General features: G+C 59.1%; 25 protein-coding genes and 1 pseudogene. 14 read left to right on the top strand and 12 right to left on the bottom strand.

Annotated features, from left to right (window positions below):
• Positions 1 to 31 precede the first annotated feature (31 nt).
• The 4 genes from AC2A6O_RS16850 to AC2A6O_RS16835 form a co-directional block, all read right to left on the bottom strand.
• Positions 32 to 418, bottom strand: coding sequence for an AtpZ/AtpI family protein (locus tag AC2A6O_RS16850; RefSeq protein WP_148585156.1), 387 nt, complete (start codon positions 416 to 418; stop codon positions 32 to 34).
• Positions 419 to 630: 212 nt separating this feature from the next.
• Entirely contained in the window at positions 631 to 4089 is a 3459-nt protein-coding gene (smc, locus tag AC2A6O_RS16845; protein WP_498928798.1) for a chromosome segregation protein SMC, read from the bottom strand.
• A gap of 87 nt (positions 4090 to 4176) precedes the next feature.
• Complete coding sequence (locus tag AC2A6O_RS16840; RefSeq protein ID WP_498928796.1) at positions 4177 to 4812, bottom strand: DsbA family protein; 636 nt, start codon at positions 4810 to 4812, stop codon at positions 4177 to 4179.
• Between the two features lie 363 nt (positions 4813 to 5175).
• Positions 5176 to 5685 carry a DUF721 domain-containing protein gene (locus AC2A6O_RS16835; RefSeq protein WP_148585162.1) on the bottom strand — a complete coding sequence of 170 codons (510 nt, stop codon included), beginning with the start codon at positions 5683 to 5685 and terminating at the stop codon, positions 5176 to 5178.
• Between the two features lie 224 nt (positions 5686 to 5909).
• Between AC2A6O_RS16835 and mutY the strand changes: the two genes are divergently transcribed.
• The 3 genes from mutY to bfr all read left to right on the top strand — a co-directional run bounded on the left by mutY (position 5910) and on the right by bfr (position 8410).
• On the top strand, positions 5910 to 6989 hold the full coding sequence (gene mutY, locus AC2A6O_RS16830; protein WP_498928794.1) for an A/G-specific adenine glycosylase: 1080 nt from the start codon (positions 5910 to 5912) through the stop codon (positions 6987 to 6989).
• An 83-nt stretch (positions 6990 to 7072) separates the two neighbouring features.
• Positions 7073 to 7621 carry a 2OG-Fe(II) oxygenase gene (locus tag AC2A6O_RS16825; protein ID WP_498928792.1) on the top strand — a complete coding sequence of 183 codons (549 nt, stop codon included), beginning with the start codon at positions 7073 to 7075 and terminating at the stop codon, positions 7619 to 7621.
• A 303-nt stretch (positions 7622 to 7924) separates the two neighbouring features.
• Positions 7925 to 8410, top strand: a complete 486-nt coding sequence (gene bfr / locus AC2A6O_RS16820) for a bacterioferritin (protein WP_148585168.1) — start codon at positions 7925 to 7927, stop codon at positions 8408 to 8410.
• 159 nt (positions 8411 to 8569) lie between these two features.
• Here the strand turns inward: bfr and AC2A6O_RS16815 are convergent, their stop codons facing one another.
• A complete protein-coding gene (locus AC2A6O_RS16815) occupies positions 8570 to 10057 on the bottom strand; it encodes an AMP nucleosidase (protein ID WP_148585613.1) in 1488 nt (495 codons plus the stop codon).
• A gap of 219 nt (positions 10058 to 10276) precedes the next feature.
• Here AC2A6O_RS16815 and AC2A6O_RS16810 point away from each other — a divergent pair, with 219 nt between their 5' ends.
• From AC2A6O_RS16810 to AC2A6O_RS16795, 4 genes are all read left to right on the top strand, one after another.
• Entirely contained in the window at positions 10277 to 11077 is an 801-nt protein-coding gene (locus AC2A6O_RS16810) for a transporter substrate-binding domain-containing protein (RefSeq protein WP_498928789.1), read from the top strand.
• A 126-nt stretch (positions 11078 to 11203) separates the two neighbouring features.
• Entirely contained in the window at positions 11204 to 12010 is an 807-nt protein-coding gene (locus tag AC2A6O_RS16805; protein ID WP_498928787.1) for an amino acid ABC transporter permease, read from the top strand.
• 88 nt (positions 12011 to 12098) lie between these two features.
• Complete coding sequence (locus tag AC2A6O_RS16800; protein WP_148585174.1) at positions 12099 to 12785, top strand: DNA-3-methyladenine glycosylase I; 687 nt, start codon at positions 12099 to 12101, stop codon at positions 12783 to 12785.
• A gap of 131 nt (positions 12786 to 12916) precedes the next feature.
• Positions 12917 to 14056 carry a site-specific DNA-methyltransferase gene (locus AC2A6O_RS16795; protein ID WP_148585176.1) on the top strand — a complete coding sequence of 380 codons (1140 nt, stop codon included), beginning with the start codon at positions 12917 to 12919 and terminating at the stop codon, positions 14054 to 14056.
• A gap of 109 nt (positions 14057 to 14165) precedes the next feature.
• Here the strand turns inward: AC2A6O_RS16795 and AC2A6O_RS16790 are convergent, their stop codons facing one another.
• Entirely contained in the window at positions 14166 to 15971 is a 1806-nt protein-coding gene (locus AC2A6O_RS16790) for a putative bifunctional diguanylate cyclase/phosphodiesterase (protein WP_498928785.1), read from the bottom strand.
• Positions 15972 to 15973: 2 nt separating this feature from the next.
• A complete protein-coding gene (locus tag AC2A6O_RS16785; RefSeq protein WP_498929448.1) occupies positions 15974 to 16543 on the bottom strand; it encodes a heme NO-binding domain-containing protein in 570 nt (189 codons plus the stop codon).
• Positions 16544 to 16988: 445 nt separating this feature from the next.
• Here AC2A6O_RS16785 and AC2A6O_RS16780 point away from each other — a divergent pair, with 445 nt between their 5' ends.
• The gene (locus AC2A6O_RS16780) at positions 16989 to 17933 is read left to right on the top strand and encodes a GAF domain-containing protein (RefSeq protein ID WP_498928783.1); all 945 of its coding nucleotides are present in this window, start codon (positions 16989 to 16991) and stop codon (positions 17931 to 17933) included.
• Positions 17934 to 18106: 173 nt separating this feature from the next.
• A complete protein-coding gene (gene adh / locus AC2A6O_RS16775; RefSeq protein WP_148585181.1) occupies positions 18107 to 19627 on the top strand; it encodes an aldehyde dehydrogenase in 1521 nt (506 codons plus the stop codon).
• Between the two features lie 99 nt (positions 19628 to 19726).
• Here adh and AC2A6O_RS16770 read toward each other — a convergent pair whose 3' ends face one another.
• A complete protein-coding gene (locus AC2A6O_RS16770; protein WP_498928781.1) occupies positions 19727 to 20053 on the bottom strand; it encodes a hypothetical protein in 327 nt (108 codons plus the stop codon).
• A gap of 42 nt (positions 20054 to 20095) precedes the next feature.
• A complete protein-coding gene (locus AC2A6O_RS16765; protein WP_148585185.1) occupies positions 20096 to 20470 on the bottom strand; it encodes a winged helix-turn-helix transcriptional regulator in 375 nt (124 codons plus the stop codon).
• A 156-nt stretch (positions 20471 to 20626) separates the two neighbouring features.
• Between AC2A6O_RS16765 and AC2A6O_RS16760 the strand changes: the two genes are divergently transcribed.
• The 4 genes from AC2A6O_RS16760 to AC2A6O_RS16745 all read left to right on the top strand — a co-directional run bounded on the left by AC2A6O_RS16760 (position 20627) and on the right by AC2A6O_RS16745 (position 22556).
• Positions 20627 to 21241, top strand: a complete 615-nt coding sequence (locus AC2A6O_RS16760) for a glutathione binding-like protein (protein ID WP_498928779.1) — start codon at positions 20627 to 20629, stop codon at positions 21239 to 21241.
• Positions 21238 to 21624, top strand: coding sequence for a nuclear transport factor 2 family protein (locus AC2A6O_RS16755; RefSeq protein ID WP_498928777.1), 387 nt, complete (start codon positions 21238 to 21240; stop codon positions 21622 to 21624). The genes AC2A6O_RS16760 and AC2A6O_RS16755 overlap by 4 nt, the downstream gene beginning before the upstream one ends.
• Before the next feature lies 1 nt (position 21625).
• Positions 21626 to 21841, top strand: a complete 216-nt coding sequence (locus tag AC2A6O_RS16750) for a tautomerase family protein (protein ID WP_148585190.1) — start codon at positions 21626 to 21628, stop codon at positions 21839 to 21841.
• A 154-nt stretch (positions 21842 to 21995) separates the two neighbouring features.
• Positions 21996 to 22556, top strand: a complete 561-nt coding sequence (locus AC2A6O_RS16745; RefSeq protein ID WP_498928774.1) for a DUF4166 domain-containing protein — start codon at positions 21996 to 21998, stop codon at positions 22554 to 22556.
• A 5-nt stretch (positions 22557 to 22561) separates the two neighbouring features.
• Here AC2A6O_RS16745 and tyrS read toward each other — a convergent pair whose 3' ends face one another.
• The 3 genes from tyrS to AC2A6O_RS16730 all read right to left on the bottom strand — a co-directional run bounded on the left by tyrS (position 22562) and on the right by AC2A6O_RS16730 (position 25297).
• Positions 22562 to 23839: a tyrosine--tRNA ligase gene (gene tyrS / locus AC2A6O_RS16740; protein WP_148585194.1), complete on the bottom strand. Its 1278-nt coding sequence runs from the start codon at positions 23837 to 23839 to the stop codon at positions 22562 to 22564.
• A gap of 331 nt (positions 23840 to 24170) precedes the next feature.
• Positions 24171 to 24755, bottom strand: a complete 585-nt coding sequence (locus AC2A6O_RS16735; RefSeq protein WP_498928772.1) for a hemerythrin domain-containing protein — start codon at positions 24753 to 24755, stop codon at positions 24171 to 24173.
• Between the two features lie 98 nt (positions 24756 to 24853).
• On the bottom strand, positions 24854 to 25297 hold the full coding sequence (locus tag AC2A6O_RS16730) for a MarR family winged helix-turn-helix transcriptional regulator (protein ID WP_498928770.1): 444 nt from the start codon (positions 25295 to 25297) through the stop codon (positions 24854 to 24856).
• A gap of 95 nt (positions 25298 to 25392) precedes the next feature.
• Here AC2A6O_RS16730 and AC2A6O_RS16725 point away from each other — a divergent pair.
• Positions 25393 to 25536: pseudogene (locus AC2A6O_RS16725) on the top strand (glutathione S-transferase N-terminal domain-containing protein); the annotation flags it as partial.
• Positions 25537 to 25622 lie beyond the last annotated feature (86 nt).

The raw sequence follows: 25622 nt of genomic DNA, 5'->3' as shown, positions 1-25622 counted from the left end.
CATATCAATGCGCCAGAAGGCGCGACAAATTCTATTTCGATCTGTCGTTCTGAACGTCTTTTTCGCGCTGGACCTTGGCATCCGGCTGCTCGACGACACCGGCCGCGCGCAGAACGTTCAAGACCCCGGCTACGAAACCCAGTAGCAGAAAGACAATCAACCCGAAGGGCGATGTCCCAAACCACTGGTCGCCAACCCAACCAATCCCGGCCCCCACCAGCACACCGGCGATAAACTCAGAAGAGAGTTTCATTGCCTGCGCGTATCCGGATGAGCTGCTTTGAGACTTCCGAGCGGTCTTTTCTTCAACCACTCTTATGTCGTCAAGCTTCCGGTTCAATTGAGCCCGCCGCTCCGACAGACCCGCTTCCGGGGAACCAACCGTCCGATCCTTATTATCGCCGTTTTGCGAAGACATGTTCTTAAGTCCTCAGCTCGCGCCGACATGCTTGATCCGACAACTGGGGAGCCCCCTAAGCCGCGCGCACCATAGTCGGCACCTCATGTCGTGTCAAGAAGCCTGCGTCAAAGTCTATCTAATTGAAAAATAATATATTTTTTCGTTTAAGCCGATTCAGCCAGACCTAAGTTGCATAAGCTTTTCGCGGCAGTGCCACACCAGACGCGATCTTAGCCAGTTTCCCGGAATCGCTCCGCCGTCTCCAGATCGACCGAAACAAGCTGGGAAACGCCGCGCTCGGCCATCGTCACACCAAAGAGGCGGTTCATGCGCGCCATGGTGATCGGATTATGCGTGATCACCACAAATCTGGTTTCCGTGCTCCTGGACATCTCGTCCAGGAGGTCGCAGTAACGCTCCACATTGGCGTCGTCGAGCGGCGCATCGACCTCGTCGAGCACACAGATCGGCGCCGGGTTTGTAAGGAACACCGCGAAAATCAGCGACATGGCCGTCAGCGCCTGCTCACCGCCCGACAGCAGTGTCATGGTCTGCGGCTTCTTGCCGGGCGGGCGGGCAATGATTTCCAGACCTGCGTCAAGCGGGTCATCGGAATCAACGAGCTGCAATTCGGCCGTACCGCCTCCAAAAAGATGTGTAAACAAGCGCTGGAAGTGGCCATTGACGACTTCGAAGGAGGCCAGCAGTCGCTCCCTCGCCTCGCGATTGAGATTCGAGATCCCGGTCCGCAGGCGTCGAATCGCCTCGATCAGGTCATCACGCTCCGAGGTCAGCGTGGTTTTCTGATCGTCGATTTCACGCAGCTCCTCCTCCGCACGCAGGTTGACACCGCCTAGCCGCTCGCGCTCGGCTTTCAGCCGCTCCAGCTTGCGTTCCATGGCATCGGGATCGGGCAGCGGCGCGCCTTCCTTCAAGCCCGCGATCTCCGGCAATGCCGTTACCGCGACTTCCAGGTCCTCGTCGATGCGCCGTTCCAGGTTCTGCTTGCGGTCCCGGGCGGCTTCAAGGCGCTCCTCGGCGCGAATCTTCTCTTCCCTGGCTCCAGCCATCGCTTCCATTGCAGCCTTGGCCGCGCGGTCGACATCGGCAAGGTCCAGTTCCGCCTGTTGAAGCTGATCGTCCTTCGCCTTCTTGTCTTCCTCAGCCTTGGCAATGGCGGAAAACACGTCGCGGCGCTTGATCTCGATGTCCTCGGGCGCCTCGATCAGCTCGGCCCGCTCCTCTTCCGCTTCTTCACGCCGTTCCTGCAAAATGGAAATCTGCTGTGCGGCATTGGCAGCTCGCGTTTTCCAGCCGTCATATTCCCGGGCAATGGCTTCCAGACGCCGGTCGCGCATCTGCTGCTCGCGCGCAAGACCTTCTGCCACCGCCCGAGCTTCGGCCAGGGCACCGCGCGCCGCCGCGACCTGCGACTGCAGGTCCTCGATACGATCGCGGTAGCTGATTCCATCTGGCGCTTCTTCGAGACGTTCTTCGGCTTCGGCCAGCTGTTCGCGCGCAAGTTCAGCCTCTTCGCCGAGGCGCTGTGCCCGGTCCTGTGCGGCTTCCAGCTTGGCGGCAAACTGCGAGACGGCCCGTTCCGCTGCCGCAAGAGCTTCACGAGCGGCCGCCGTCTGGCGTTGGCCGTCACGTACCTTGCCTCTGGCAAGTTGCTCCAGCTCGACCGCCTGACGCACCCTGGTCGCAGCGCTTTCCATTGCCTGCTGGCGATCCTCAAGATCACGCCGGGCCTGTTCGATTTCGTCTCCAAGTTCGGCCAGTCGGTTCTTTTGCGCCAGGCGTTGTGCTGCCGGTGTCGGCGCATTGGCTGCAATCACGAAACCATCCCAGCGCCACAGGTCGCCTTCCACCGAAACGAGGCACTGGCCCGGCTTCAGGGATGTGCGCAGATCCGGACCCGCTGCCTGGTCGACAAGGCCGACCTGGCGCAGGCGGCGGCTCAGTTCGGCAGGCGCTTCCACCACTTCGGCCAGGCTGCGGGCCCCAGCCGGCAGCGCCGGGTCACCCTCATGAGACAGGACACCGCCCCAGCGCACAGCGGCAGCTTCTTCCAGAGAAGCATCCAGATCCTCGCCAAGCGCTGCGCCCAAAGCCGTTTCAAAGCCCTGCTCCACGCGGATCTGCTCGACAACCGGCGTATGATCCTGTTCGGAATGAACGTTCAGCACCTGCTCAAGCGTCCTGGCCTCGGTCTCAAGGCCTTGAAGCAACTGGCGGGCGTCGCCAACTGGGCCGCGGGCCGACTGTTCCTGCTCACGCGCTTCACGGGTTGCAGTTTCGGCGTCTTCGGCGGCGGCTTCCGCCTCCAGAAGGGCTTCCTCCGCCACTTCCAGGGCTTCCCGGTTTTCGGTGACACCGTCCTGCTCGGCCATGCGTTCGTTCAGTTCGGCAAGGGCCTTCTGGGCGTCCTGGGCCTGCGCGAGCAACCGGTCCGAGCGCTGACGGCTTTCGGCAACAGCGCGCTCCAACTGGCGGCGTTCGGCAGTCGCACGGGCCTCGGCTGCGGTCAGATCGGACAGCTGGCTTTCCAGGTTTCCGACAATCTCTTCAGCCTCGGTCACCTTTTCGCGGGCACTTTCGGTGCGTTCCTGCACCATCTCGTTTTCTTCCAGAAGCTCCGCGCGTTCTTCCGACAGGCGTTCCAGAACCTCATCGTTTTCAGACACCAAAGACTGTTCGCGCCGGATGTCTTCCGCCAGTTGCACCAGACGGCGCTCCAGGTCCTGAAGCTTTTCCTTCACCCGCCGTTCTTCCGCGTCCAGTTCGTTGCGGGCAATAACAAGCCGCTGCAACGCCGCGCCTGCCTTGGCCGCATCGTCGCGCAGTTCCGGCAGCTTGTGCGCCGCGATGGCCTGAATGCGGGCGCTTTCCGCCTGGAGGCCCGTTGCTTCATTCACCTGCTTCTGGGCTTCGGCAAAATGACTTTCCGCAACGCCCAGCGCATCGCGCGCCTCGGTCCAGCGGATGTAGAGGATCGAAGCTTCGGCTCCGCGAATTTCGGAGGAGAGGTTGCGGTAACGCGATGCCTGGCGTGATTGCCGGCGCAGATTGTCGAGCTGGCCGTCGATCTGGACAAGCACGTCTTCGAGCCGCTCCAGGTTCTGCTCGGCCGCGCGCAGGCGGATTTCCGCTTCGTGCCGGCGCGAATGCAGGCCGGAAATACCCGCCGCCTCTTCCAGAATCTGTCTACGGGAAGTCGGCTTGGCCGCAATCAACTCACCGATCTGGCCCTGACGCACCATCGCCGGCGACCTGGCGCCGGTGGAGGCATCCGCGAACAGCAACTGCACGTCGCGCGCGCGCACATCCTTGGCGTTGATCTTGTAGTTGGAGCCCTGCTCGCGCTCGATCCGGCGGCTGACTTCCAGCGCATCGGCATCGTTGAAAGCGGCTGGTGCCGTGCGGTCCTGGTTTTCAAGATACAGCGTCACTTCGGCGGTATTGCGCGCCGGGCGGTTCAGGCTGCCGGAGAAGATGACGTCGTCCATGCCGGACGCACGCATGTTCTTGTAGGAGTTTTCGCCCATCACCCAGCGCAGGGCTTCGACAAGGTTGGACTTGCCGCAGCCGTTCGGCCCGACCACCCCGGTCAGGCCGTTGCCGATGATGAACTCCATCGGTTCGACGAAGGATTTGAAGCCGACGATACGGAGTTTGGAGAATTTCATTGGCGCCCGTGCCCCGTGGACACGGACACCTGAAGATCATGGGTTCGATTGAGGCAAACCGAACGGACCGGCGGGTTGACCGCCAGTCTAGAGGTTCGCGTCAATAAGTTTGCCCATCTCTTCAATCGAAAGCGCCCCCGAGTGCTTTTCGCCATTGATGAAGAACGTCGGGGTGGAATCTACGCCAAACTCGTTTGCGCCACGGTTTTTCACCGCTTCGATGGCATCAAGCAGGTCCTGGTTCCCCAAACATTCCTCAAAGGACTCTTTTGTAAAACCTATCTGCTTGGAAAAGTCGAGCATGGATTGGTACGGATTGTCGGTAAACGCCCAGGCTCGCTGCTGTTCGAACATGATGTCCACAATCTCGAAATATTTGTCGGCAGGTGCGCAACGCGCCAGCATGAAGGCACCTGCGGCAACCGGATCCAGCGGGAACTCGCGGAAAATGAAGCGTACCTTGCCGGTATCGATGTAGTTGGCCTTCAGGTCCGGATAGGTACGCTTGTGGAAATTGGCGCAATGACCGCAGGTCATGGACGCGTATTCCACAATGGTGACCGGCGCGTTTTCTTCGCCAAGGATCTTGTCGCCCAAGGGGCCGGGCGTTACCAGCTCGGCCTCGTTTACGGTCTGCGCAAGAGCCAAGCTCGATCCGGCGAGGCAGAATGCGGCCATCGCCAGGGCAGTGGTTTTGAGAAACTGTCTACGGGTCTGGGTCACGAAGATCGTCCTGTCACAATAGTCAAGCGCTGCACCGGCCGGTGCATGGATCGAAGAATATCCTGACGGATATCCAAGCCGATCGGGTTCAATGGTACCGGGCCACCCTATGTGCCTTCAGCTGAACGCAGGATGAACCGTCTTGCTGCCTTCTCTGCCCTCTCGGACAGGCGGCGTCAACAAAGCTTATCAAATGTGGCATGAGCGAGGACGATCAACCGCCGGGCCTCTTTGCCGCATTCCGGGCCATGATCAAGCGAAGGGTCGGGTAAACCGGCCATTTTCGGGAACAGCCGTGTCTGGAGGATTTTCCGCCGGTCCCCGTTTCACAGAGTTGTTATTGAAGGGATAGGCACAACCGCGTCACGCGGCATCGTCTGCCTGACGGGCGATGATCTGGGCGCCAAGCTTTTTCAGCGCTTGCCGAAGGCGGTCGTTCTCAACGCCCTCCAGCCGCTCTTCAAGCTGACGTTCTTCGGACTGCGTCAGATCGCGCAAAGGCTTCTTGCTGACCGGTTGCTTCACCAGAACCGGTTTTTGCAGGATCTTGATGCGGCCAATGGCCCGCCAGCCGTAGAAAGTGTTGATGCGTTCGATCACCTGCGCGCTGTCATGGGACAGCATCAGGGCTGTTGCGCCGTCTGTGTGCACCACAAGCGTCGCCGGTTCCGGCGGCTTTTCCGGATCGCTGCGCTCGGGCTGGCGTGGCCAGATCAGCCTGTCCGGCTGTACGCGCGTGCCATACCGCTCGCCAACGATGTCGGCCCAGGCGGCAATGATGTCAACGGACGCAAACCCCCGTTTCCGGCAAACAGGCGTCATCGCCTTGCCGACAAGATCGGCCAGCGGTTTTGCCCCTCTCGAGGCGTGCACAGGGTTTGCCTTTGTAGCGCTAATAGCCTACCTCCTCATCCAGACAAACAGTCCGGTGATTTGCCGGCCAGTTTCCAGATTGGGGTGTTGTATCTCAATAGATTACGACAAAACGACGACGAATACTTACACCTAACTCACCGCACTGCCTATATCAGCCAAGTTGTCCCCAGGCTATCCAAGGCTTGCTGCTTCATGTCACCACCTGTTGTTCATCTGATCTCATGGCCTCTGCTTCCCCTTCCAGACTGCTTCTTGACTGGTACGACCGTCATGCCCGGCGCCTGCCCTGGCGGGTTTCCCCGGAAGACCGCAACCTGGGCGAAGTCCCGGATCCCTACCGGATCTGGCTGTCCGAAGTCATGCTGCAGCAAACCACAGTCGCCGCCGTCAAAGACTACTTCGAGAAGTTTACGCGACGCTGGCCAACCGTGACCGATCTCGCCGACGCAGCGGAAGAAGACGTCATGAAAGCCTGGGCGGGCCTTGGATATTATTCGCGGGCGCGCAATTTGAAAAAATGCGCCGAAACCGTTGCCCGGAACCACAGTGGCCAATTTCCTGAAGACGAAGTGGCATTGCAGAAGCTGCCGGGCATCGGCCCCTACACGGCCGCAGCCATCGCAACCATTGCCTTTGACCGGCACGCGGCTGTGGTTGACGGCAACGTGGAAAGAGTTCTGACACGTCTCTACGAGATCGAAACGCCGCTTCCGGACGCCAAACCGGAGATCAAGGCGAAAATGGCGGATCTGACGCCGGACAAGCGGCCCGGCGACTTTGCACAGGCTGTGATGGATCTCGGTGCGACGATCTGCACACCCCGCAAACCGGCCTGCGGGCTTTGTCCCTGGCGTTCCATCTGCCGGGTACAGTCGTCAGCCCTTGCCGAAACGCTGCCACGCAAGGCGCCGAAAAAGGAAAAGCCGACGCGTTTCGGCGCCGCTTTCGTGGCAGTCGACGCGGCAACGGGCGCAGTCTTGCTGCGCCGCCGCCCGCCGCGAGGGCTGCTGGGCGGAATGAGCGAAGTGCCAGGGACAGAGTGGGCGGAGGATTTCGATCTTGATCAGGCCCTCAGCCTTGCACCGTTTTCCGCGGATTGGCAGCAGCGCCCGGTGGAAGTGAAACACACCTTCACCCACTTCCATTTGCGGCTCACGGTCTACCGGGCCGATCTTGCGGCGGACGCCCTGCCGCCACTTGACGATACCTGGTGGTCGTCCCCGGAAGTCATTGAAAGCGAAGCACTTCCCACGGTGATGAAAAAAGCGCTGGCAGCCGCTGTCGAACGGCCGCGGAAATAGTTCTTTCCCGGCTCAAGAAAACAGTTGCAGTTTACCCGGATTGGCTGTTGATCAGCGAACACGTTTGCTGGATCTGAGCCCCCATGTTCACCTATTCCTATGACGCACTCTTTTCTCAAAAAGACTGCGATGAAATCATCCGCCTGAGCCTGGCGGAAGCCCAGGACACAGGTGGCCTTGTCGGTGGCAAGCAGCAGGGCGAGATCCGCCGCGCGCGCATAAGCTGGCTTGATGACGAAGGCACCGCCGGCTGGGTCATGAACCGTGTGATGATCGCTGTGGCCAAAGCCAACCGTGAGGCCTTCGATTTCGATATCACCGAGTTTCGGGAAAAACTTCAGGTCGCCATCTACGATGAAAGCGAAGAAGGCCATTACGACTGGCATTCGGATGTCGGCGAAGGCCCTATTGCTCAGTTCCGCAAGGCGACCATCGTCACCCAGCTTTCACCGTCGGACACCTATGAAGGCGGGGCGCTGGAAATCAGCCTCGGGCACAAGGTGATGGCTGCGTCGCGCGATCAGGGCTGCGCAACGCTGTTTGCCAGTTTCATGCTGCACAGGGTGGTGCCGGTGAGCAAGGGAAGCCGGTATTCCCTCACCTGCTGGAGCCATGGTCCCCGCTTTCGCTGAGTCCCGCTGCGGATTTCCGCGCTATCTCTCGCTTGTCCAAACGATTGGGCGAACGTCCATTCAACTGCCCGCCGTCATCGACCGGCAACACACAGACACTATGAAGATCCTGATTTGCTCGCCCGGAAAAGTCTTGCAATCTCCTTGCCTTACATGGAGGTATCCGAGGCCGGTTTCATTTTGCTGCTTTGGGGTATAACCAGTGGAAGTAGCAACTCAAGGTGCCATGGCCCCTTGCGCCTGAAGTGAATTACCCTAGAATGATTCTAAACAATAATCGATTTCCAAGAAGGAGGCTCTGCCGTGAAAGGGAACGAAAAAGTCATTGAGCGCCTGAACGAAGCTCTGTTTCTGGAGCTTGGCGCCATCAACCAGTATTGGCTTCACTACCGCCTCCTGAGCGATTGGGGCTTCGCGCGCCTTGCCAAGAAGGAACGTGAAGAATCCATCGAGGAGATGCAGCACGCCGACAAGCTGGTCGACCGCATCATCTTCCTAGAAGGCCATCCGAACATGCAGAAGGTTGCGCCGCTGCGGATCGGGCAGAACATCAAGGAAGTGCTGGAATCGGACCTCGCCGGCGAATATGACGCCCGCACGTCCTACGCCAAGTCCCGCGACATCTGCCGTGAGGAAGGCGACTATGTCTCCATGCAGCTTTTTGAAGAGCTGCTGTCAGACGAGGAAGGCCATATCGACTTTCTGGAAACCCAGCTTGAGCTTCTGGAAAAGATCGGTGTCGAGCGCTACGGCATGCTGAATGCCGCTCCGGCCGACGAAGCCGAGTAAGGCCTCAAGCCGGGATTTTCCAAGCGATGACGAAGCCGGTGCAGCGCTGCACCGGCTTTTTTATTTGGTGTGTTAAACGCGTGTGACGTCAGGCGGCGCGCTTCGTCACTTTCGTGGCGTGCGCTCGTCTGATGAAACGCCTTCGCCGTTCAAGACGCCTTACTGGAACGCCGTTTCGGTGAAACTGCGCAGCTTGCGCGAATGCAGGCGTTCGGCGGTCATGTCGCGCATCTTCTCCATCGCCCGGATACCGATCTGAAGATGCTGGGCGACCTGGCGCTTGTAAAAGTCGGTTGCCATGCCCGGCAGCTTCAGTTCGCCGTGAAGTGGCTTGTCCGAGATGCATAGCAACGTGCCGTAGGGCACGCGGAAACGGAACCCGTTGGCGGCGATGGTCGCCGATTCCATGTCGAGCGCGATGGCACGGGACTGGGAGAACCGCTTGACCAGTTCCGGCTGGTCCCAGAGTTCCCAGTTGCGGTTGTCGAGCGAAACGACGGTTCCCGTGCGCATCACCCGCTTCAGTTCGTAGCCATCGATGCCGGTGATTTCCGCAACCGCGTCTTCCAGGGCCACCTGCACTTCCGCCAGCGGCGGGATCGGTACCCAGATTGGCAGGTCCTGGTCGAGAACATTGTCCTCGCGCACATAGCCATGGGCCAGAACATAGTCGCCAAGCGTCTGGCTGTTTCTAAGGCCTGCGCAGTGCCCCAGCATCAGCCACACATGCGGCCGCAGAACGGCGATATGATCGGTGATGGTTTTGGCGTTGGACGGCCCGACGCCGATATTGACCATGGTGATGCCGCTGCCGTCCGCCCGTTTCAGGTGATAGGCCGGCATTTGCGGCAGCTTTGTCAGCTCTTCGCCGTCCGGCTGGCTCTGGCCAGCCTCCAGCACCACGTTGCCGGGGGAAACGAAGGCCTCATAACCACTGTCCGGCTGCAACAGAAGCTCTTTGGACATGCGGCAGAATTCGTCGATGTAGAATTGATAGTTCGTGAAAAGCACGTAGTTCTGGAAGTGCTCGGCTTTGGTTGCCGTGTAGTGCTGCAGGCGGTGCAGGGAATAGTCGACCCGCGGCGCAGTGAACGAGGCAAGCGGCATGACCCCGTCGGCCGGATCATAAGTGCCGTTGGCAATGGAATCGTCCATCACGGTGAGGTCCGGCAGATCGAACATATCCGCCAGGGGACGATCGAGGTTTGCTGCTGCCGCGCCGCCTTCCACGTGCGTGCCGTCATAAAAGGCGAAGTGCAGCGGGATCGGCATGTCGCTGTCGCCAATCTGGATCGGCACGTCATGGTTTTTCATCAGCAGTGACAGCTGGGACACCAGATAGTGCCGGAACAGGTCCGGACGGGTGATCGTCGAAGCGTGAGTGCCCGGCCGGGAGACGAAACCGTAAGACAGGCGGCTATCCAGCCGGACGTGGCTGTCGGTCACGATCCGCACCTGCGGATAGAAGGCGCGCACGCGGCCGTCGATTTCCCTGCCTTCCAGCAGATCCTGAAAATGCTTGCGCAGAAAGGCGGTGTTGGATTCAAAAATCTCGATCAGCCGGTCGACCGCCTTGTCGGCGTCGGTAAAGACCTCAAGCGGATGGGAAGGCGCATGCCGGACCCTGCGGGCGGCTTGATGAAACATGTTCTTGTTTGAGTTGGACACAAACTGTCTCCTTATTGTTCTTATGGGTTCACAGTCCCGCTAACGCTTCCCGTGGTCAATAGATCTACCATCGGATTTTGAATTTTTTTTCGCAGAGAGAAAATTTCTGCAAAAGACCCTTCGCGTCGCATTTGAGCAGGCTTTCCCAAAGCGTTGCAAGCGGCTAAGCTTCGGCTGATTTCTGACCTGGAGTTTCCCATGAAAAACACTGTCCTGACCCTTGCGGTTGCCGTTTCCTCCCTGATTGGCGCAGGCGTCTCCGCCCTTGCCGACAATCTGCCGGATCTTGGCGGCCGGGACGTCGTTATCGCCACGGAAAATACCTACCCGCCGCTGCAGTTCGTCGATCCGAAGTCCGGCCAGGCAATCGGCTGGGAATATGATGCCGTTGCCGAGATCGCCAAACGGCTGAACTTGAACGTCACTTTCGAGAACACCAGTTGGGACGCCATGATCCCCGCCATATCGGCCGGCGAATACGACATGGCGATGAACGGTATCACCATTCGCGCCGACCGCGCCGAGCAGGTGGACTTTTCAGTCCCCTATATGCGGTCCGAAATGTTCATGCTGGTCCGCGCCGACGAGGACCGGTTTACCGACGCCAAGGGCTTTGCTGCCAATAGCGATTTTCTGGCCGGCGCCCAGCCGGGCACCACACCGTTTTATGTGACCGTCTATGAAGTGCTGGATGGCGACGAAGCCAACCCGCGCATCAAGCTGTTCGAAACCTTCGGAGCCGCGGTTCAGGCGCTGAAGACTGGTGACGTCGATCTGGTTCTGACCGACAGCACCGGCGGCCAGGGTTACGTTTCGACCAACCCGGACACCTTCAAGCTGATTGGCGACCCGATGGGCTCGGAAGACTTCGGCTTCATCTTTCCGAAGGGCTCGGACCTGATCGAACCGGTCAACGCGGCCATTGCCAGCATGCGCTCCGACGGCACGCTGGATGCCCTCAACAAGAAGTGGTTCTTCGACTACAAAGCCGCTCAGTAAAGCCAATCTCCGTCCGCAGGCGGCTGGACTTTCCAACCCACGGCCGGTATCCGGGCTGTTCTTAGCCCCGATGCTGGCCGTTTTCGTTTGAACCGCCGTAAACACCGCTGGAGCCCAGACCAAGCCATGTTCCGCAACAAGAGACCGTCCGGCGCGCCCAAGGAAGACTTCCCCTACTGGCTTGTGGTTGCCGTCGGTGTCGCGGCCTTTCTGTTGTTCCAGATTGCGACCAATGACATCTATTCGCAGGTCATGGCAACGGTTTCACGCGGTATCGGACTGACGGTCTTCGTAACGCTGGTCGCCTTCTTTTGCGCCTCCGTGCTCGGGCTGCTGCTGGCACTCGGCTCGCTGTCCGGATCGATTGTCTTGCGGCAGACAGCACGATTCTACGTCGAAATCGTGCGCGGTATGCCGATCATCGTGCTGCTGCTCTATATCGCCTTTGTCGCGACCCCGCTGTTCATCGGGGCAGTCAACGCCATTCTGGAGCCCTTGGGGCTGGACCTTCTGCGCACCCGGGATTTTCCGCTGCTCTGGCGGGCGGTTCTTGCACTGACAATCGGTTACTCGGCCTTTATCGCCGAGGTTTTCCGGGCTGGTATCCAGGCCGTCGACAAGGGCCAGATCGAGGCAGCCGAAGCACTTGGCATGAACGGCTGGTTGCGCTTCCGCCTCATTATCTTCCCGCAGGCGCTGAAGACCATCCTGCCACCGCTCGGCAATGATTTCGTCGCCTTGATCAAGGACAGTTCGCTGGTGTCGGTTCTGGGGGTCGCGGATATCACCCAGCTCGGGAAGGTCTATGCGGCAGGCTCCTTCCGCTATTTCGAGACCTATAACGTCGTCGCCCTCATCTACCTGATGATGACGATCACGCTTTCGCTGGCCCTGCGCAAATTTGAACGGACACAACAGATCCAGGAGCGCTAAGGTTTTCTCCGACGACCTCCCCTCCTGTTCCTCATCCTGATGAGGGTTACGGGGTGGATCGGCTATTTGCAGCGAGACGGAGATTTGCATGCGTTCCTTTGAAGACATCGAAGCTCTGGCCGCAGAGAAAAAGGGCGGACCGGAGGCGCTCAACGCTCTTCTCGCAGAGCATGACGCTCCCAAAACGGTGGAGGACCTGGAGAGGATCGGTGACGACCGCTGGCTTGCCATGTTCACCAGATGCGTCTTTCAGGCCGGGTTCAGCTGGAAAGTGATCGATCAGAAGTGGCCGGGCTTCGAAGAGGCCTTCGAGGGCTTCGACGTCGCCCGCCTCGCCTTCTTGCCCGACGAAGCGTTCGAGGAACTGCTGGGCGACAAACGCATCGTGCGCAATGGCGCCAAGATCCGGTCCGTTCAGCAGAACGCGATTTTCCTGAAGGAGCTTGGCAGGGAACACGGCAGCGCAGCCAAATTTTTCGCGCATTACCCGGTGAACGACCAGATCGGTCTGATGGAGCTGCTCAAGAAGCGGGGCAGCCGGCTCGGCGGCAACACCGGGCAAATCGCTTTGCGCTTCATGGGCAAGGAAAGTTTCGTCCTCTCCGGCGATGTGGTTAACGCCCTCATCCGAGAAAATGTCATAGAGAAGGACTCCCTGTCGAAAAAAAATCTGAACGCGATTCAGGCTGCTTTTAACGAATGGAAAGCAACTTCCGGTCGCAGTCTGAACGAAATCAGCAGAATTCTGGCCTTTTCGGTCGGGACAGGTCATTAACTTCTCATTCAGCTTTTACGATTGTAAACAAAGCTTTGATTCAAAGGGAATTTTTGTTTCGATCGCTTAACCGCTGGTTTACCAAACCCGGTAACCATGACACTCGAAATTGCGTGAGGTATTGCGTCGCAATGAGTGTACTGCGTACCGGGGTGTCCACCGTGGCACCCCGTCTATCCAATGAACCGGAAGCCGGTGCTTCCTGGCTAAACACGATCCTGAAGGGCGACTGCGTAGCCGCCCTTGAGAAACTGCCGTCCCGTTCTGTGGACCTGGTCTTCGCGGATCCGCCCTACAACCTTCAGTTGGGTGGCGATTTGCACAGGCCGGATCAGTCAAAGGTGGATGCCTGTGACGATCACTGGGACCAGTTCGAAAGTTTTCAAGCCTATGACGCTTTCACCCGGGCCTGGCTTCTGGCCATTCGCCGGGTCATGAAGGCGGATGGCTCGCTGTATGTGATCGGCTCCTATCACAACATCTTCCGTGTCGGCGCGATCCTGCAGGATCTCGGCTTCTGGATCATGAATGATATCGTCTGGCTGAAGTCCAACCCGATGCCGAACTTCCGTGGCAAACGGTTCACCAATGCCCACGAGACCATGATCTGGGCGGTGAAGTCGAAAGATGCGAAGCCGACCTTCAACTACGACGCTCTGAAGACGTTCAACGAGGACCTTCAGATGCGCTCCGACTGGCATCTGCCGCTGTGCACCGGTGCCGAGCGGTTGAAGGGCAAGGACGGACAAAAGGTGCATCCGACCCAGAAACCGGAAGCCCTGCTCTACCGTGTTCTGACGGCCTCCTCCAAGCCGGGAGACGTCGTGCTCGACCCGTTCTTCGGAACCGGCACCACCGGTGCCGTCGCCAAGAAACTCGGCCGTCACTTCGTCGGGGTGGAGCGTGAGCAGGACTATATCGACGCGGCCACGGCACGTATCTCGGCCATCGAGACGGGTGACGCCGCATCGCTGGAAATGCAGCAGGGCAAGCGAGCCCAGAAGCGCATTCCGTTCGGCACGTTGCTGGAGAGCGGACTGTTGCAGCCGGGCACGGAACTCAGCTGCCCGAAAGGCAAACATCTTGCCATCGTGCGTGCGGACGGCTCACTCAAGTCCGGCGACCATACCGGGTCGATCCACAAGGTCGGTGCCCTGGTACAGGGGCAGGAAGCCTGCAACGGCTGGACCTTCTGGCACATAAACGAAGGCGGAAAGACGTCACCTATCGACGACCTCCGCAAGGAAATCAGATCCCGCCTGCAGGCATAAGCAGGCACTCCAAAGAGGAGACTTCGCGTTCCCCGCGAAATCCACTTAGCCCCGTTTCCCAGAAAAGGAGACGGGGTTTTCTTTATTTACGGCAGGAATATTGGCCCGATCAGGCCGTCACGCATTTCAAGTCGGGCGCCCAGACATCCAGCCACTCCCGAATTTCCACCGCGCCGAGGGGCGGTGAGAAGTAGAACCCTTGAAACAGCCGGCAGCCATAGTTTTCCAGGAACTCCAGTTCCTCGCGGGTTTCCACTCCCTCGGCCAGAACATCCAGTCCCATATTCTGGGCCATCGCCAGCATGGCACCCGCAATCCTCTGCATCTTCGGACTTTTGTCGAGGCCGGAGACGAACGACCGATCTATCTTCAAGGTCGCGACAGGTGTTTCGATCAAGGTGGCGATCGAAGAGTGACCCGTGCCGAAGTCGTCAAGCGCCAGGGCAAAACCGGCCTGTTCCAGATTGCGGCACTGGGCGATCAACCCCTGGTCCGACTGTTCAAACAGGATTGATTCCAGAAGTTCCAGTTGAATATCGCCGGGTGTCAGGCCCGCGTCATCAAGTTCGCTCTGCAAAATCGCGGCAAACTGCTCCGATCTGAGGTTCGATGCGGTCACGTTCAGGGAGAGTTTGCCGATATCCTTGCCCTCAGCCTTCCACTCTGCGAAATGCGTGAAGGCCTTGCGGCGCACCTGGCGGTCGATTTCCGACATGATATTCGCCCTGGTCGCCGTTTCCAGGAAGCGGGCCGGCGGCAGCACCCCTTCCGTCTCGGTCTGCCAGCGGGCAACAACTTCCAGGCCGCAAACCTGGCCCGTCATGCTGTTTATCTGCGGCTGAAAGTAGGGGACGAACTGACTGAGTTTCAGCCCCTCCTCGATCAGCGAGACCAGCCTGCTGGTCTCCTCATGCCGCCGGATCATTTCCTTTGACAGCACTTTGACGGACGACCTGGTCGTCTTGGCGTCGTAGAGCGCGATATCGGAATGCGCGATCAGTCTGTCGGCGTTCTGGACTTGCCCGGGGTGGAACAGCACGATGCCTATGCTTGCCGTAACCTGACAGTTCTGCCCGTTGTAGCGGATCGGCATGGAGATCTCGTCCAGCAGGCGCAGCGCCATGGCATAGAGCTCTTCCCTGTCCGGGGGAGCCGCCAGAAACAGAGCGAATTCATCACCGCCGAGGCGCGCTGGAAGATCGTTCGGACCGGAAAGAGATGTCATTGCCTCCGCCGTCCGGATCAGGATCATGTCGCCTGCGGAGTGGCCGAAATTGTCATTGATCGACTTGAACTGATCCAGATCGATATGCAGCAGGGCAAAAAGTTGCCCTTTGTTCGGCAAATGCAACACGTCTTCCAGGCGGCGGTGCAGGGCTCCCCTGTTGGCGATTTCCGTCAACGGGTCCTGCGAGGCCTTCTTTTCTGCTTCAATCTTCGCCGCCTTGAGTGCGGAGGCCATTTTCTGACTGTCTTCCAGAAGCGTGCGCTGCGCTTCGAAGGAATAGAAAAGGTCGATGGAAAAATCGTTGGGTTTGAAGTCTGCTTCCGTCAGCTTGAAACGTTCCACGACCTTGGACAAGTGGAGGCCGAAAGACAGATCCAGGAAAATCGTGTCCTCGTCCGCGCCGGCCAATGCAAACCCGCGGAACTGTACCGGCTCGCCGTCTCGCAGATGCGCCCGCAGAACCAGTTTTGTGCCGAGCCTCTCGCGGATATCTGCGATAGACCTGACGTTTCGCGGCCGTTCCACCGTGAAAACGTCAAAGAGATCCGCCTCCAGAATGCCTGTCCCCAGGACCCTTTCCAGTGTTGGGCCAAGGCCTTCGATCCGTCCGCGACTGTCCAGCACGACATGCATGGGAAAAAGCATGTTGATGGCCTTGCCGCTCAGATCGAGTTTGGATGAAGTCAAATTCAGGCCCCGGTGCTGGAAGGTTGTGGCGCTTTGTCGAGAATCCTGACTTCGAAAATGTCGTGATCGCACTGCTCGGATTTCGCCGCGACCTGGCTAACCTCAATGTGCTCACCGGTCTCCGAGGCAAGGCCGTGCAGAAGGCCGATCACCATCGGCGCCAGTCCTTCGCGCTCGGAATAGTAATGCAGAATACAGGATCCATCGTCCTTCTGCTCTACCTCAAAGGAAGGCGGTTTCAGATGAGGCATCGTCAGGAGGATGCGGTCGTGCATGTCGTCGAGCCCCTTCAACTGCTCGATGAAGGAATTGCCGGCAAGCCGCATGAGATTGCCGAAATGCGAAGCACCCGCAAAGTCAACCCAGTATCTGCCGAAAATGGCCATGACATCCGCCAGGGGAAGACCGGTGAAGCCGCAGATGGCATCAATCAGTTTGTAAGTGATGGCATCGTCGTAACTCGACATTCGTTCGAATTCGAGTTGATCCAGGCCTGCGGTTTCACAAATGCTTTGCCAAGCCTCAGGTCCATGATTTTCCGTAACGAAGCTACGAATGCCTTCGTTCAGCATTCCGTACATCTGGTGCCCCCCAGGATTTTATAGTGTGATTATACGAATTTGCTTAAAGCCGCTCTAATCTGCTCCAGCCATATTTCTGCTTTTAAGTCTCATCTTGAGTTTATTTTACTACTTTTTCGCGAACTTCTTTAACATTATCACTCCAGGTTTCTTCTTTCCTCAGAAGACCATCCGGAGAAATGACAGGAAATACGTTTATTCCCCTACGCAGCCTAACGCGGACGTACTTCTTCGGGTGATTTTCCGGCATGTCAACAGAAGCCCGCCGAGGGGGCACCTTGCATGTCACCGATCCTGGACCGCGCCGGACAGACATCTTGCAATCGCCCTCCAATCCCGCCATCCTTTGCGTTCAACGAGCGTTCATGGGAGGAACGGGTTCAGGGTTTGAAACCGGCTGAAAGTGCCGGACGCCTTTGGACCGGTGATCGCGACAATGAAGGATCACGTCGAAACAGTTTTACGAACCGTGCAATCCGCGTCCGCGCCTGCGCTCTCCCGGATCGCGGCGTCCTGGCGTAGATCCATCGACAAATATGGGCTGGATCCAGCCACCGGCAAGCCTCCTCAGCGCCTCGGCGACGACCAGCTTTGCCAGCGCCTGGAAGAGACGGGGGCTTTCCTGACGATCGCAGCCTCCAAGCTGGATCAGCTTTTCGGCCTGGTCGGTCAGTCCGGCTGCACGGTTCTTCTGACCGATGCGGACGGTGTCATCCTCGACCAGCGCTGCACCTCCGCCGACGCGGATACCTTTCAGGACTGGGGCTTGAGCAAGGGGACCAACTGGAGTGAGGCCGCCGTCGGAACCAACGGAATCGGCACCTGCCTCGCCGAAGAACGCAATCTCATCGTCCACCGGCAGGAGCACTTTCTGGCACGCAATGTCGGCATGAGCTGCATGGACGCGCCAATCTATGGCCCGGACGGACGGCTTGCCGGGGCCCTGGACGTCTCCTCCGCACGGTCCGACCAGACGGAAGCCTTCAACCGGCTGATTGCCGCCATGGTCTCGCAGACAGCAAGACAGATCGAGATAGAGACCTTCCGTGCCGCCTTTCCCGGAGCCCGTATCATTGTCGCCGATGGCGAGAGCACAGACAACGCGATGCTGCTCGCGGTCGACGGCGACGACATCGTGCTTGGCGCGACTCGCGCCGCCAGAAAGGCCTTCGGGCTTGGCGCAAGCGGCCCTTTGAAACCCCTGCCCGCTTCCGATCTGCTTGGCCGGGAGGATGGTCCGAGCGGTTTTGAAAAGGCTGAAAGGGCAGCCGTCATCCGTGCCCTGACGCGGGCCGGTGGCAATGTCTCCGAAGCGGCCCGCGCGCTCGGCATCGGCCGGGCAACCCTTTATCGGCGTATGAAACGGCTCGGCCTCGACTGAAATCGCGGCCAACCTGTCTCAGAACTGAGACACATGCCGGACAGTTACACATTCCCCCATCTATCGCCGCGCGACCTCCTCCCGCACAGTCTGCCCATTCCCGGTGGAGGACCGGGACCTTCGGTCAGTTGCAGCTTCGGTTGGCTGACTGCCGATCTTGTGGAGGACCCCAGATGAACCAGATGCCAAGCTTTAACGTCGACACGACGTCTCCGTTCAAATCCCGGTACGACAACTACATTGGCGGCAAATTCGTTGCCCCGGTCAACGGACGGTATTTCAACAACATCACACCGATTTCCGGCAATACGGTCTGCGAAATCGCCCGCTCCGACGCCGCCGACGTGGACCTGGCGCTGGATGCCGCACATGCGGCCAAGGATGGCTGGGGTCGGACCCCGGCAGCGGAACGCGCCAATATCCTTTTGAAGATCGCCGATGTCATGGAGCAGAACCTCGACATTCTGGCCAAGGCGGAAACCTGGGACAACGGCAAGCCGATCCGTGAGACGACTGCCGCCGACATTCCGCTTTCCGTCGATCATTTCCGCTATTTTGCCGGTGTCCTGCGCGGCCAGGAAGGATCGATGTCGGAGATTGATAACGATACGGTCGCCTATCACTTTCATGAACCGCTCGGCGTTGTCGGCCAGATCATTCCGTGGAACTTCTCCATCCTGATGGCAGCCTGGAAGCTGGCTCCGGCACTTGCCGCCGGCAACTGCATCGTCCTGAAGCCGGCTGAGCAGACACCGGCCGCGATCATGGTGCTGGCAGAGCTCATTGGTGGCCTGCTGCCGGATGGTGTTCTCAACATCGTCAACGGCTTTGGTGCGGAAGTCGGCGCGCCGCTCGCAAAGTCCAACCGCATTGCGAAGATCGCCTTTACCGGCTCGACCCAAACCGGCCGGATGATCATGCAGTACGCGACCGAGAACCTCATTCCGGTGACGCTGGAGCTCGGCGGCAAGTCGCCGAACGTCTTCTTCTCCGACGTCATGAGCCAGGACGATGCGTTCCTGGACAAGGCCATCGAGGGCTTTGTTCTCTTCGCGTTCAACCAGGGCGAGGTCTGCACCTGCCCCAGCCGGGCCTTGATCCAGGAAGACATCTACGAAGCCTTCATCGAGCGAGCGATTGCTCGTGTGAAAGCCATCAAGCAGGGTGATCCGCGCTCCATGGAAACCATGGTCGGCGCCCAGGCCAGCCGTGAGCAGCAGGACAAGATCCTGTCCTATCTGACCATCGGCGTTGAAGAAGGTGCGGAAGTGCTGTGCGGCGGCGCGGAAGCCAAGTTCGACGGCGACCTTTCCGGCGGCTTCTACGTTCAGCCGACCATCCTGAAGGGCCACAACAAGATGCGGGTCTTCCAGGAGGAAATCTTCGGTCCGGTCGTTTCGGTCACCACGTTCAAGACCGACGAAGAAGCCCTGGCGATTGCCAACGACACCATGTACGGCCTTGGCGCCGGAGTATGGTCCCGTGATGCGAACCGCTGCTACCGGTTCGGCCGCGCTATCGAGGCGGGCCGCGTGTGGGTGAACAACTACCACGCCTACCCGGCCCATGCGGCCTTCGGTGGCTACAAGCAGTCCGGTATCGGTCGTGAAAACCACAAGATGATGCTGGATCACTATCAGCAGACCAAGAACATGCTGGTCAGCTACAACCCGAACAAGCTCGGGTTTTTCTAAAGGCCACCAAGGTTACACGACCCTGTTCTGGCAGTGACGCGGGGCAGCCTTCGACAGAGGGCTGCCCCGTTTTCCGTTCAAGGCCCCTAACCTGCGGCTTCATCGTAATAACTCTTCAGCAATGCCTTCCAGCAAGTCTGCCAGCGCCTTCGGTTCGCTCACCATCGCATCACGCCCGGACGCGATCTGCGAGACCGGCCAGCCTTTGGCTCGCGCGCGGACCAAGGCGACTTTTGCTGGCGGATAGGGCGGGTCTGTGCATTCGATGTAGTGAGCCGGAAGGCCGTTTCCGACCAGGTGTTTCAGCTCCAGGGCTGTGGTGAAGGTCTGGAACGGATGCGGGGTCAGGCGTGGTGTCCGCGTTCCCGCAGAATGGTTGCCAGACGCGACCAGCACCAGCCGCCATGCCAGACGCCATGGACACAAACAAAGGTCCGGTGTTTCAAGTCCCCCTCCCCGATCCAGAGCCTATTCGGCAGCTTCCGCCGCCTTCTGGAAATCACGCCGTTCCTTCAGTTTGTGACCGACTTCGACGATGGCTTCCAGCGCGGGAACGAGATCCTGGCCGAGGTCCGTCAGCTCATATTCGACCGACGGCGGCGATGTCGGCCGGACATGGCGCAACAGGATGCCGCGCCCTTCCAGTTCTGAAAGGCGTTGTGACAGAACCTTGCCGGAAACAGGGGGAATATCCGCCTTCAGCTCGTTGAAGCGGCGCGGACCTGCGCGCAGGTTCCAGATAACGTTGGGCGCCCAGGCGCCGGAAATCACCTTCATGCACTGGGTCAGACTGCAGGGTTGCGGCGGCTTCGGGCTAAGGTTCTTGCGCATTTTCAATGCCATGGGCCCCACACGATCTTTAAAGTTCCAAGGTCACGCGGGAACCATCAGGTTTCTGCCCGGTAACTCAATAATGCAAGTTACCAATAGAAACTTGCTTGTCAATGGTGACCTAAGATTACACCTTCCAGGCATCGATATGAACCAAGGAGCCAATCGATGAAACTGTTCTACAAACCCGGTGCCTGTTCCATGGCTGCTCATCTCATTCTCAACGAAGCGGGAGCCACCTACAGTCTCGAAAAAGTGGATACATCTGCGGGCTTGACGGAAACCGGCGCGGTTTACGACGAGACCAATCCGCGCGGCTACGTACCGGCACTGCGGTTTGAAAACGGCGACGTCCTCACGGAAAACGTCGCGATCCTGCATTGGCTTGGCGAGCAATATCCGGACTTTGCCTCCGATAGCGCCGGCAAACCGCTCGACCGGTTCCACGTCCTGGAATTGCTCAGCTTCCTCTCGTCCGAACTGCACAAGGGGTTCAGTCCGTTCTTTTCCGGCAAGGAATTTTCTGAAGCAGACGCGGCTGATAACCTGGCCAAGCTGAAGATCAGGCTTGGCCAGTTCGATGCCCTGCTGGCCAAGGGCGGCGACTATCTGCTGGGTGATAGCTTCTCCGTGGCAGATGCCTACGCCTTTGTCATCCTGAACTGGACCAACTTCATCGGCGTATCTCTTGGCGACTGGCCGAAGACGGCAGCCTATGTCGAGCGCATCCGCGCCCGTCCGGCGGCCCAGAAGACCCTTCAGGAAGAAGGTCTGGCGGCATGAGCAGTGCCTTGGCTGCGCTGGAAAAGGTCATTTCCGACTATTTCGATGCGCTTTATCACTGCGATACCGACCTGTTGCAGCAGGTGTTTCACGAGCGGGCGATCTACGCCACTGCAGACGAAACACCCCTTCTCTACCGCACGATGGCCGAGTATGTGCCGGTCGTCGCCGCCCGTCAGTCGCCGGCGTCCCGGGGCGAGGAGCGCCGCGATGTCATCGACGAAATCCAGTTTGCCGGCGAGAACACGGCCTTTGCCAGGGTTCGCTGCTCGATCGGCAGCAACGATTTCACCGACTTCCTGACATTCGTGCGTGACGAGGGCCACTGGCAAATCATGGCGAAGATCTTTGAAATCCGGCCCCGCACCGAAGGAGTGACCTGACATGCCTTACGTGAATATCCAGGTGACCCGTGAAGGGGTGACCGCAGAGCAGAAAGCCCGGCTCATCAAGGGCGCGACGGACCTTCTGGTCGATGTGCTCGACAAGACCCCCGCAACCACCTTCGTGGTGATCGAGGAAGTGGACCTTGAGAACTGGGGCGTCGGCGGCCTGCCGGTGGCAGACTACCGGGCAAGGCAACTGGAGAAACAAAGCTGAGCAAACCAAATGAAGCCGGGATCTCCCGGCTTCTTTCTTTGGGGCGCTGCTCAACTGGACGTCACGCAATAAGCACAAAGACGATTTTCAGTTGCCCAAATGCCTCCGGAGTGGTCTGCCTGGGAAGACACATCGACATCAAAGCAGTTCACACATGCCCCGCACACTTTATCAGGACATACTCGGCCCCGACTTCGCAAAGGTTCCGGAACAGATTCGCTACATGCACAGTTTTGCGCGAGAGGCGCGTGGAATCGCGGATGTCAGCAGAGGCACTTCCCTGGCAGCCAGACTGATCTGCCGGCTGGCGAAGTTGCCGGAAGCCCGGATGGGTGTTCGGGTCGAGACCAGCTTTGAACCTATCGCGGGCGGAGAGCGCTGGACACGGCGGTTTGACGGGCAGCCATTCCAAACCGACATGATGGCCGGAAACGGCGAAGCCTATCCCTGCATGTTGGAGCGCCTTGGCCCCTTCCTGTTCAAGATGCAAGTGAGTGCGACCGAACAGGGTATCGACATCACCCCGGCGGAAGTTTCACTCGGTCCTCTATCTCTGCCGCTGCCCCTTGCTCCGAGAGCGGTCGGGCGCGAACGTGTTGTCGATGGCAGGTATAGTTTCAGCGTTGAGGTGACATTCCCGCTGATCGGGAAGGTCTTCGGCTACAACGGCCGGCTGGAGCCGGCCGTTCTGATCGATGACGCGGAAGCCGTCTAAGCGACTCACTCAAATCCCACCAGCGCCTTGCGGCGCTTGCCGACGGATATCGACAGGCGGTCATTGGCCTGAAGATCACCTGTCGCGATACGGCGACGCGCATCGTCAACAATCTGGTTGTTGAGACGGACGCCGCCCCCTTCCACCAACCGGCGGGCTTCGCCGTTGGAGGACGCGAAGCCGACCGCGACCACTAGCTCCAGAAGCCCCAGACCTTCCGCCAGCGTTTTCAGCGGCATACTGTGGGTTGGCTCCAGGATCTCGCCTTCACCGGCAAACAGTGCATCGCCCTGCTGCAAGGCTCCGCGCGCTTCTTCCGGACCGTGAACGATAGCCGTCACCTGGGTGGCCAGGATCTTCTTGGCTTCGTTGAGTTCCGCCCCTTCCAGCGCTGCCAGACGTTCGATCTCGCTCATCGGCAGTTCGGTGAAGAGGCGCAGGCATTTGGCGACATCGGCATCGGCGGTGTTGCGCCAGAACTGCCAGAAGCCGAAGGGCGACAGATGTTCGGGATGCAGCCACACGGCACCGGCGGCCGTCTTGCCCATCTTGGCACCGCTGGCGGTCGTCAGCAGCGGCACCGTCAAACCGTGCAGCTTGCGGCCGTCGCGGCGGCCAAGCTCCACACCGTTGACGATGTTGCCCCACTGGTCGGACCCACCAACCTGAAGCGAACAGCCATGACGTTTTGCCAGTTCCAGGAAATCGACGGCCTGCAGCATCATGTAGCAGAACTCCAGAACCGTCAGCGGCATCTGTGCATCGAGGCGCGACTTGACGCTGTCGAAGGTCATCATGCGGTTGACGGTGAACTGGGAGCCATAGTCGCGAAGGAATTCCAGGAAGCGGAATTCATTGAGCCATTCCGCATTATCGACCAGCAAAGCCCCATCTTCGCCTTCCATGTCGACGAGCCGTTCGACGGATCGTCGTATGGTCGCGATGTTGGCGGCGATCTGGCGCTCTTCCAGCATCGGCCGGGCATCGTTCCGGAAGCTCGGGTCGCCGATCTGGCTGGTGCCGCCACCGAGCACGACGATGGGACGATGGCCGAGCTTCTGCAGCCAACGCATCGTCATCAACGGCATCAGGTGGCCAACATGAAGGCTGGACGCGGTGGCATCGAACCCGGCGTATGCGGTGATCGGACCCTGCGACAGGGTCTGGTCGAGTGCCTCGATATCCGTGCACTGATGCACGAGTCCACGTTCCAGAAGCACGGCAAGTGCTTCCGATTTGAGTTTTGTTGCCGGTTTACCGGCTTCGATCATATGTCTGGTCATTTTTCGCTTCCTGGTTCCCCCGCCAGGAAGCTCGGGTCTCTAGAAACCAAAAAGCCGCCTGACGCGGCGGCTTTTGAGGTGTCTATGGGGTGAACAAGATCCTACGCAGCCGCCGGTATGTCGGTGACGTAATAAAAATACACGAAGGATGCGCTCATCTTGGTCATGCCATTTTAAATGCGTGAGAGCGGGAAAGGAGTCAAGCCTGTTGTACCGCCGATATCCACGGCCCGGCCAAGTGTAACCGGAAAGCCTCAACACCGTGACGTGGGCAAAGCACTCAGCTTCAGCCAGATCAAGGATCCCTGGCCAACCGCCTGCACAGCCGCTTTTACGAAAGTCCCAGTTTCCGCTCGCCCCGATCCAGGATAAGCGGCACGATCAGGTCTTCCTCGTCATCCAGGTGGCGCATCAGGCCGGAGATCAGCGTGTCGCTGACACCGGCGAAACTGTCGGCTGCACGACGGATGGCGTCCCGGTCTTTTGTCTGCAGCTGTCCGAACAGCTTGTTTGCGCTCTTGATGACCGATTCAATGCGGTGATGGATCAGCTCGTGATCGCCTTCGAGCAGCTCGAACCCGTCGACAAGGCGCTTTTCCGCTTCCATGAAAACCGGGAAATAGTGCTGATCCTCGATCATGTGATGGTGATGCAACTCGCTCAGGAACTGCTGCAGGCGCGGCGCGAAAAGGTTGCCGAACCGGTTCACCGGGATCTTCTGTTCGCGGAAGTCGGTCAGGATTGTGTCCAGGTCACCGCCGAGCTGACGAAAGCCGTTGTGCCGGGCAAGCCAGAACTCGGTCAAGGGCCCCAGGTTCCGGTGAGCCGACCAGTCTTCACGCGGATGTTCTTCCAGAAGGAACAGCCATTCCTGCGGAAGTCCGGTCCGTTCGTCCAGGTTGTTGCTGTCTGTCATGGCAATCAGAGTCCGGTCATCGAGAGGTTTTGCCGACCTTATACGCGTGTTTTGGCGTGTCTTGGGGAAACAGTGTGTTCACTCCCCGGGAACAGATGTCAGGGCACAAGCCTGCCCAGTACATTCCAGAGCGTTTCCGCGTCGCCCGGCTCCAGATATTTCGTAAACTCGGCCTCCACCGCCGCCTGGTAGCTGGGCCACATGGCCTTCAAGAGCGCGTCCCCTTCAGATGTAAGGCGCACGGACACGCCCCTGCCGTCCTCCGGGCTCTTCAGCTTTTCGATGTAACCTGCCGAAGCAAGGCGGTCGAGCAGCCGCGAGACGTTGTATTGCGCCAGCAGCATCCGCTTTTCGATTTCAACCGGGCGCAGGGTCTTGTCCTCGGCGCGGCTCAGTTCCAGGAGCACATCGTACCAGCCAAGCGGTGGAAACCCGTCCGCCTTGAGACGCGTCTCGACGCGAGCCAGAACAGCGCCGCTCGCCCGCTGCAAACGGGCCCAGGCATCGATGGCGGCTGGCGGTGGTGGCGTGGTCTGTCTCATGACAAAGGGATAGAAAATTTATGCAAGTGCATCAATCTTGATTTTTCATGCAACTGCATTCATCTTAATGCAGGTGCATGAAAAGGAGTTTTCAGATGCCAACCAAGCTCACCCTGATCAGCCACGCGCTTTGCCCCTACGTGCAGCGCGCAGCGATTGTTCTTGATGAAAAGAATGTGCCGTTCGACCGGGTCATGATCGACCTTGCCGACAAACCGGACTGGTTTCGCACCGTGAGCTACTCCCCGGAAATCGGACACTGACGTAAGCTACGATTTGTTGTCTTCTGGTCTTCGACGAGAAGGAGATCAGGGATGTCGAAGCG

It is taken from the genome of Labrenzia sp. ATLA3 (genome assembly GCF_057180185.1).
The sequence above is the reverse complement of the archived record's forward strand: the minus strand, read 5'-3'. Positions and strand labels throughout refer to the sequence as shown.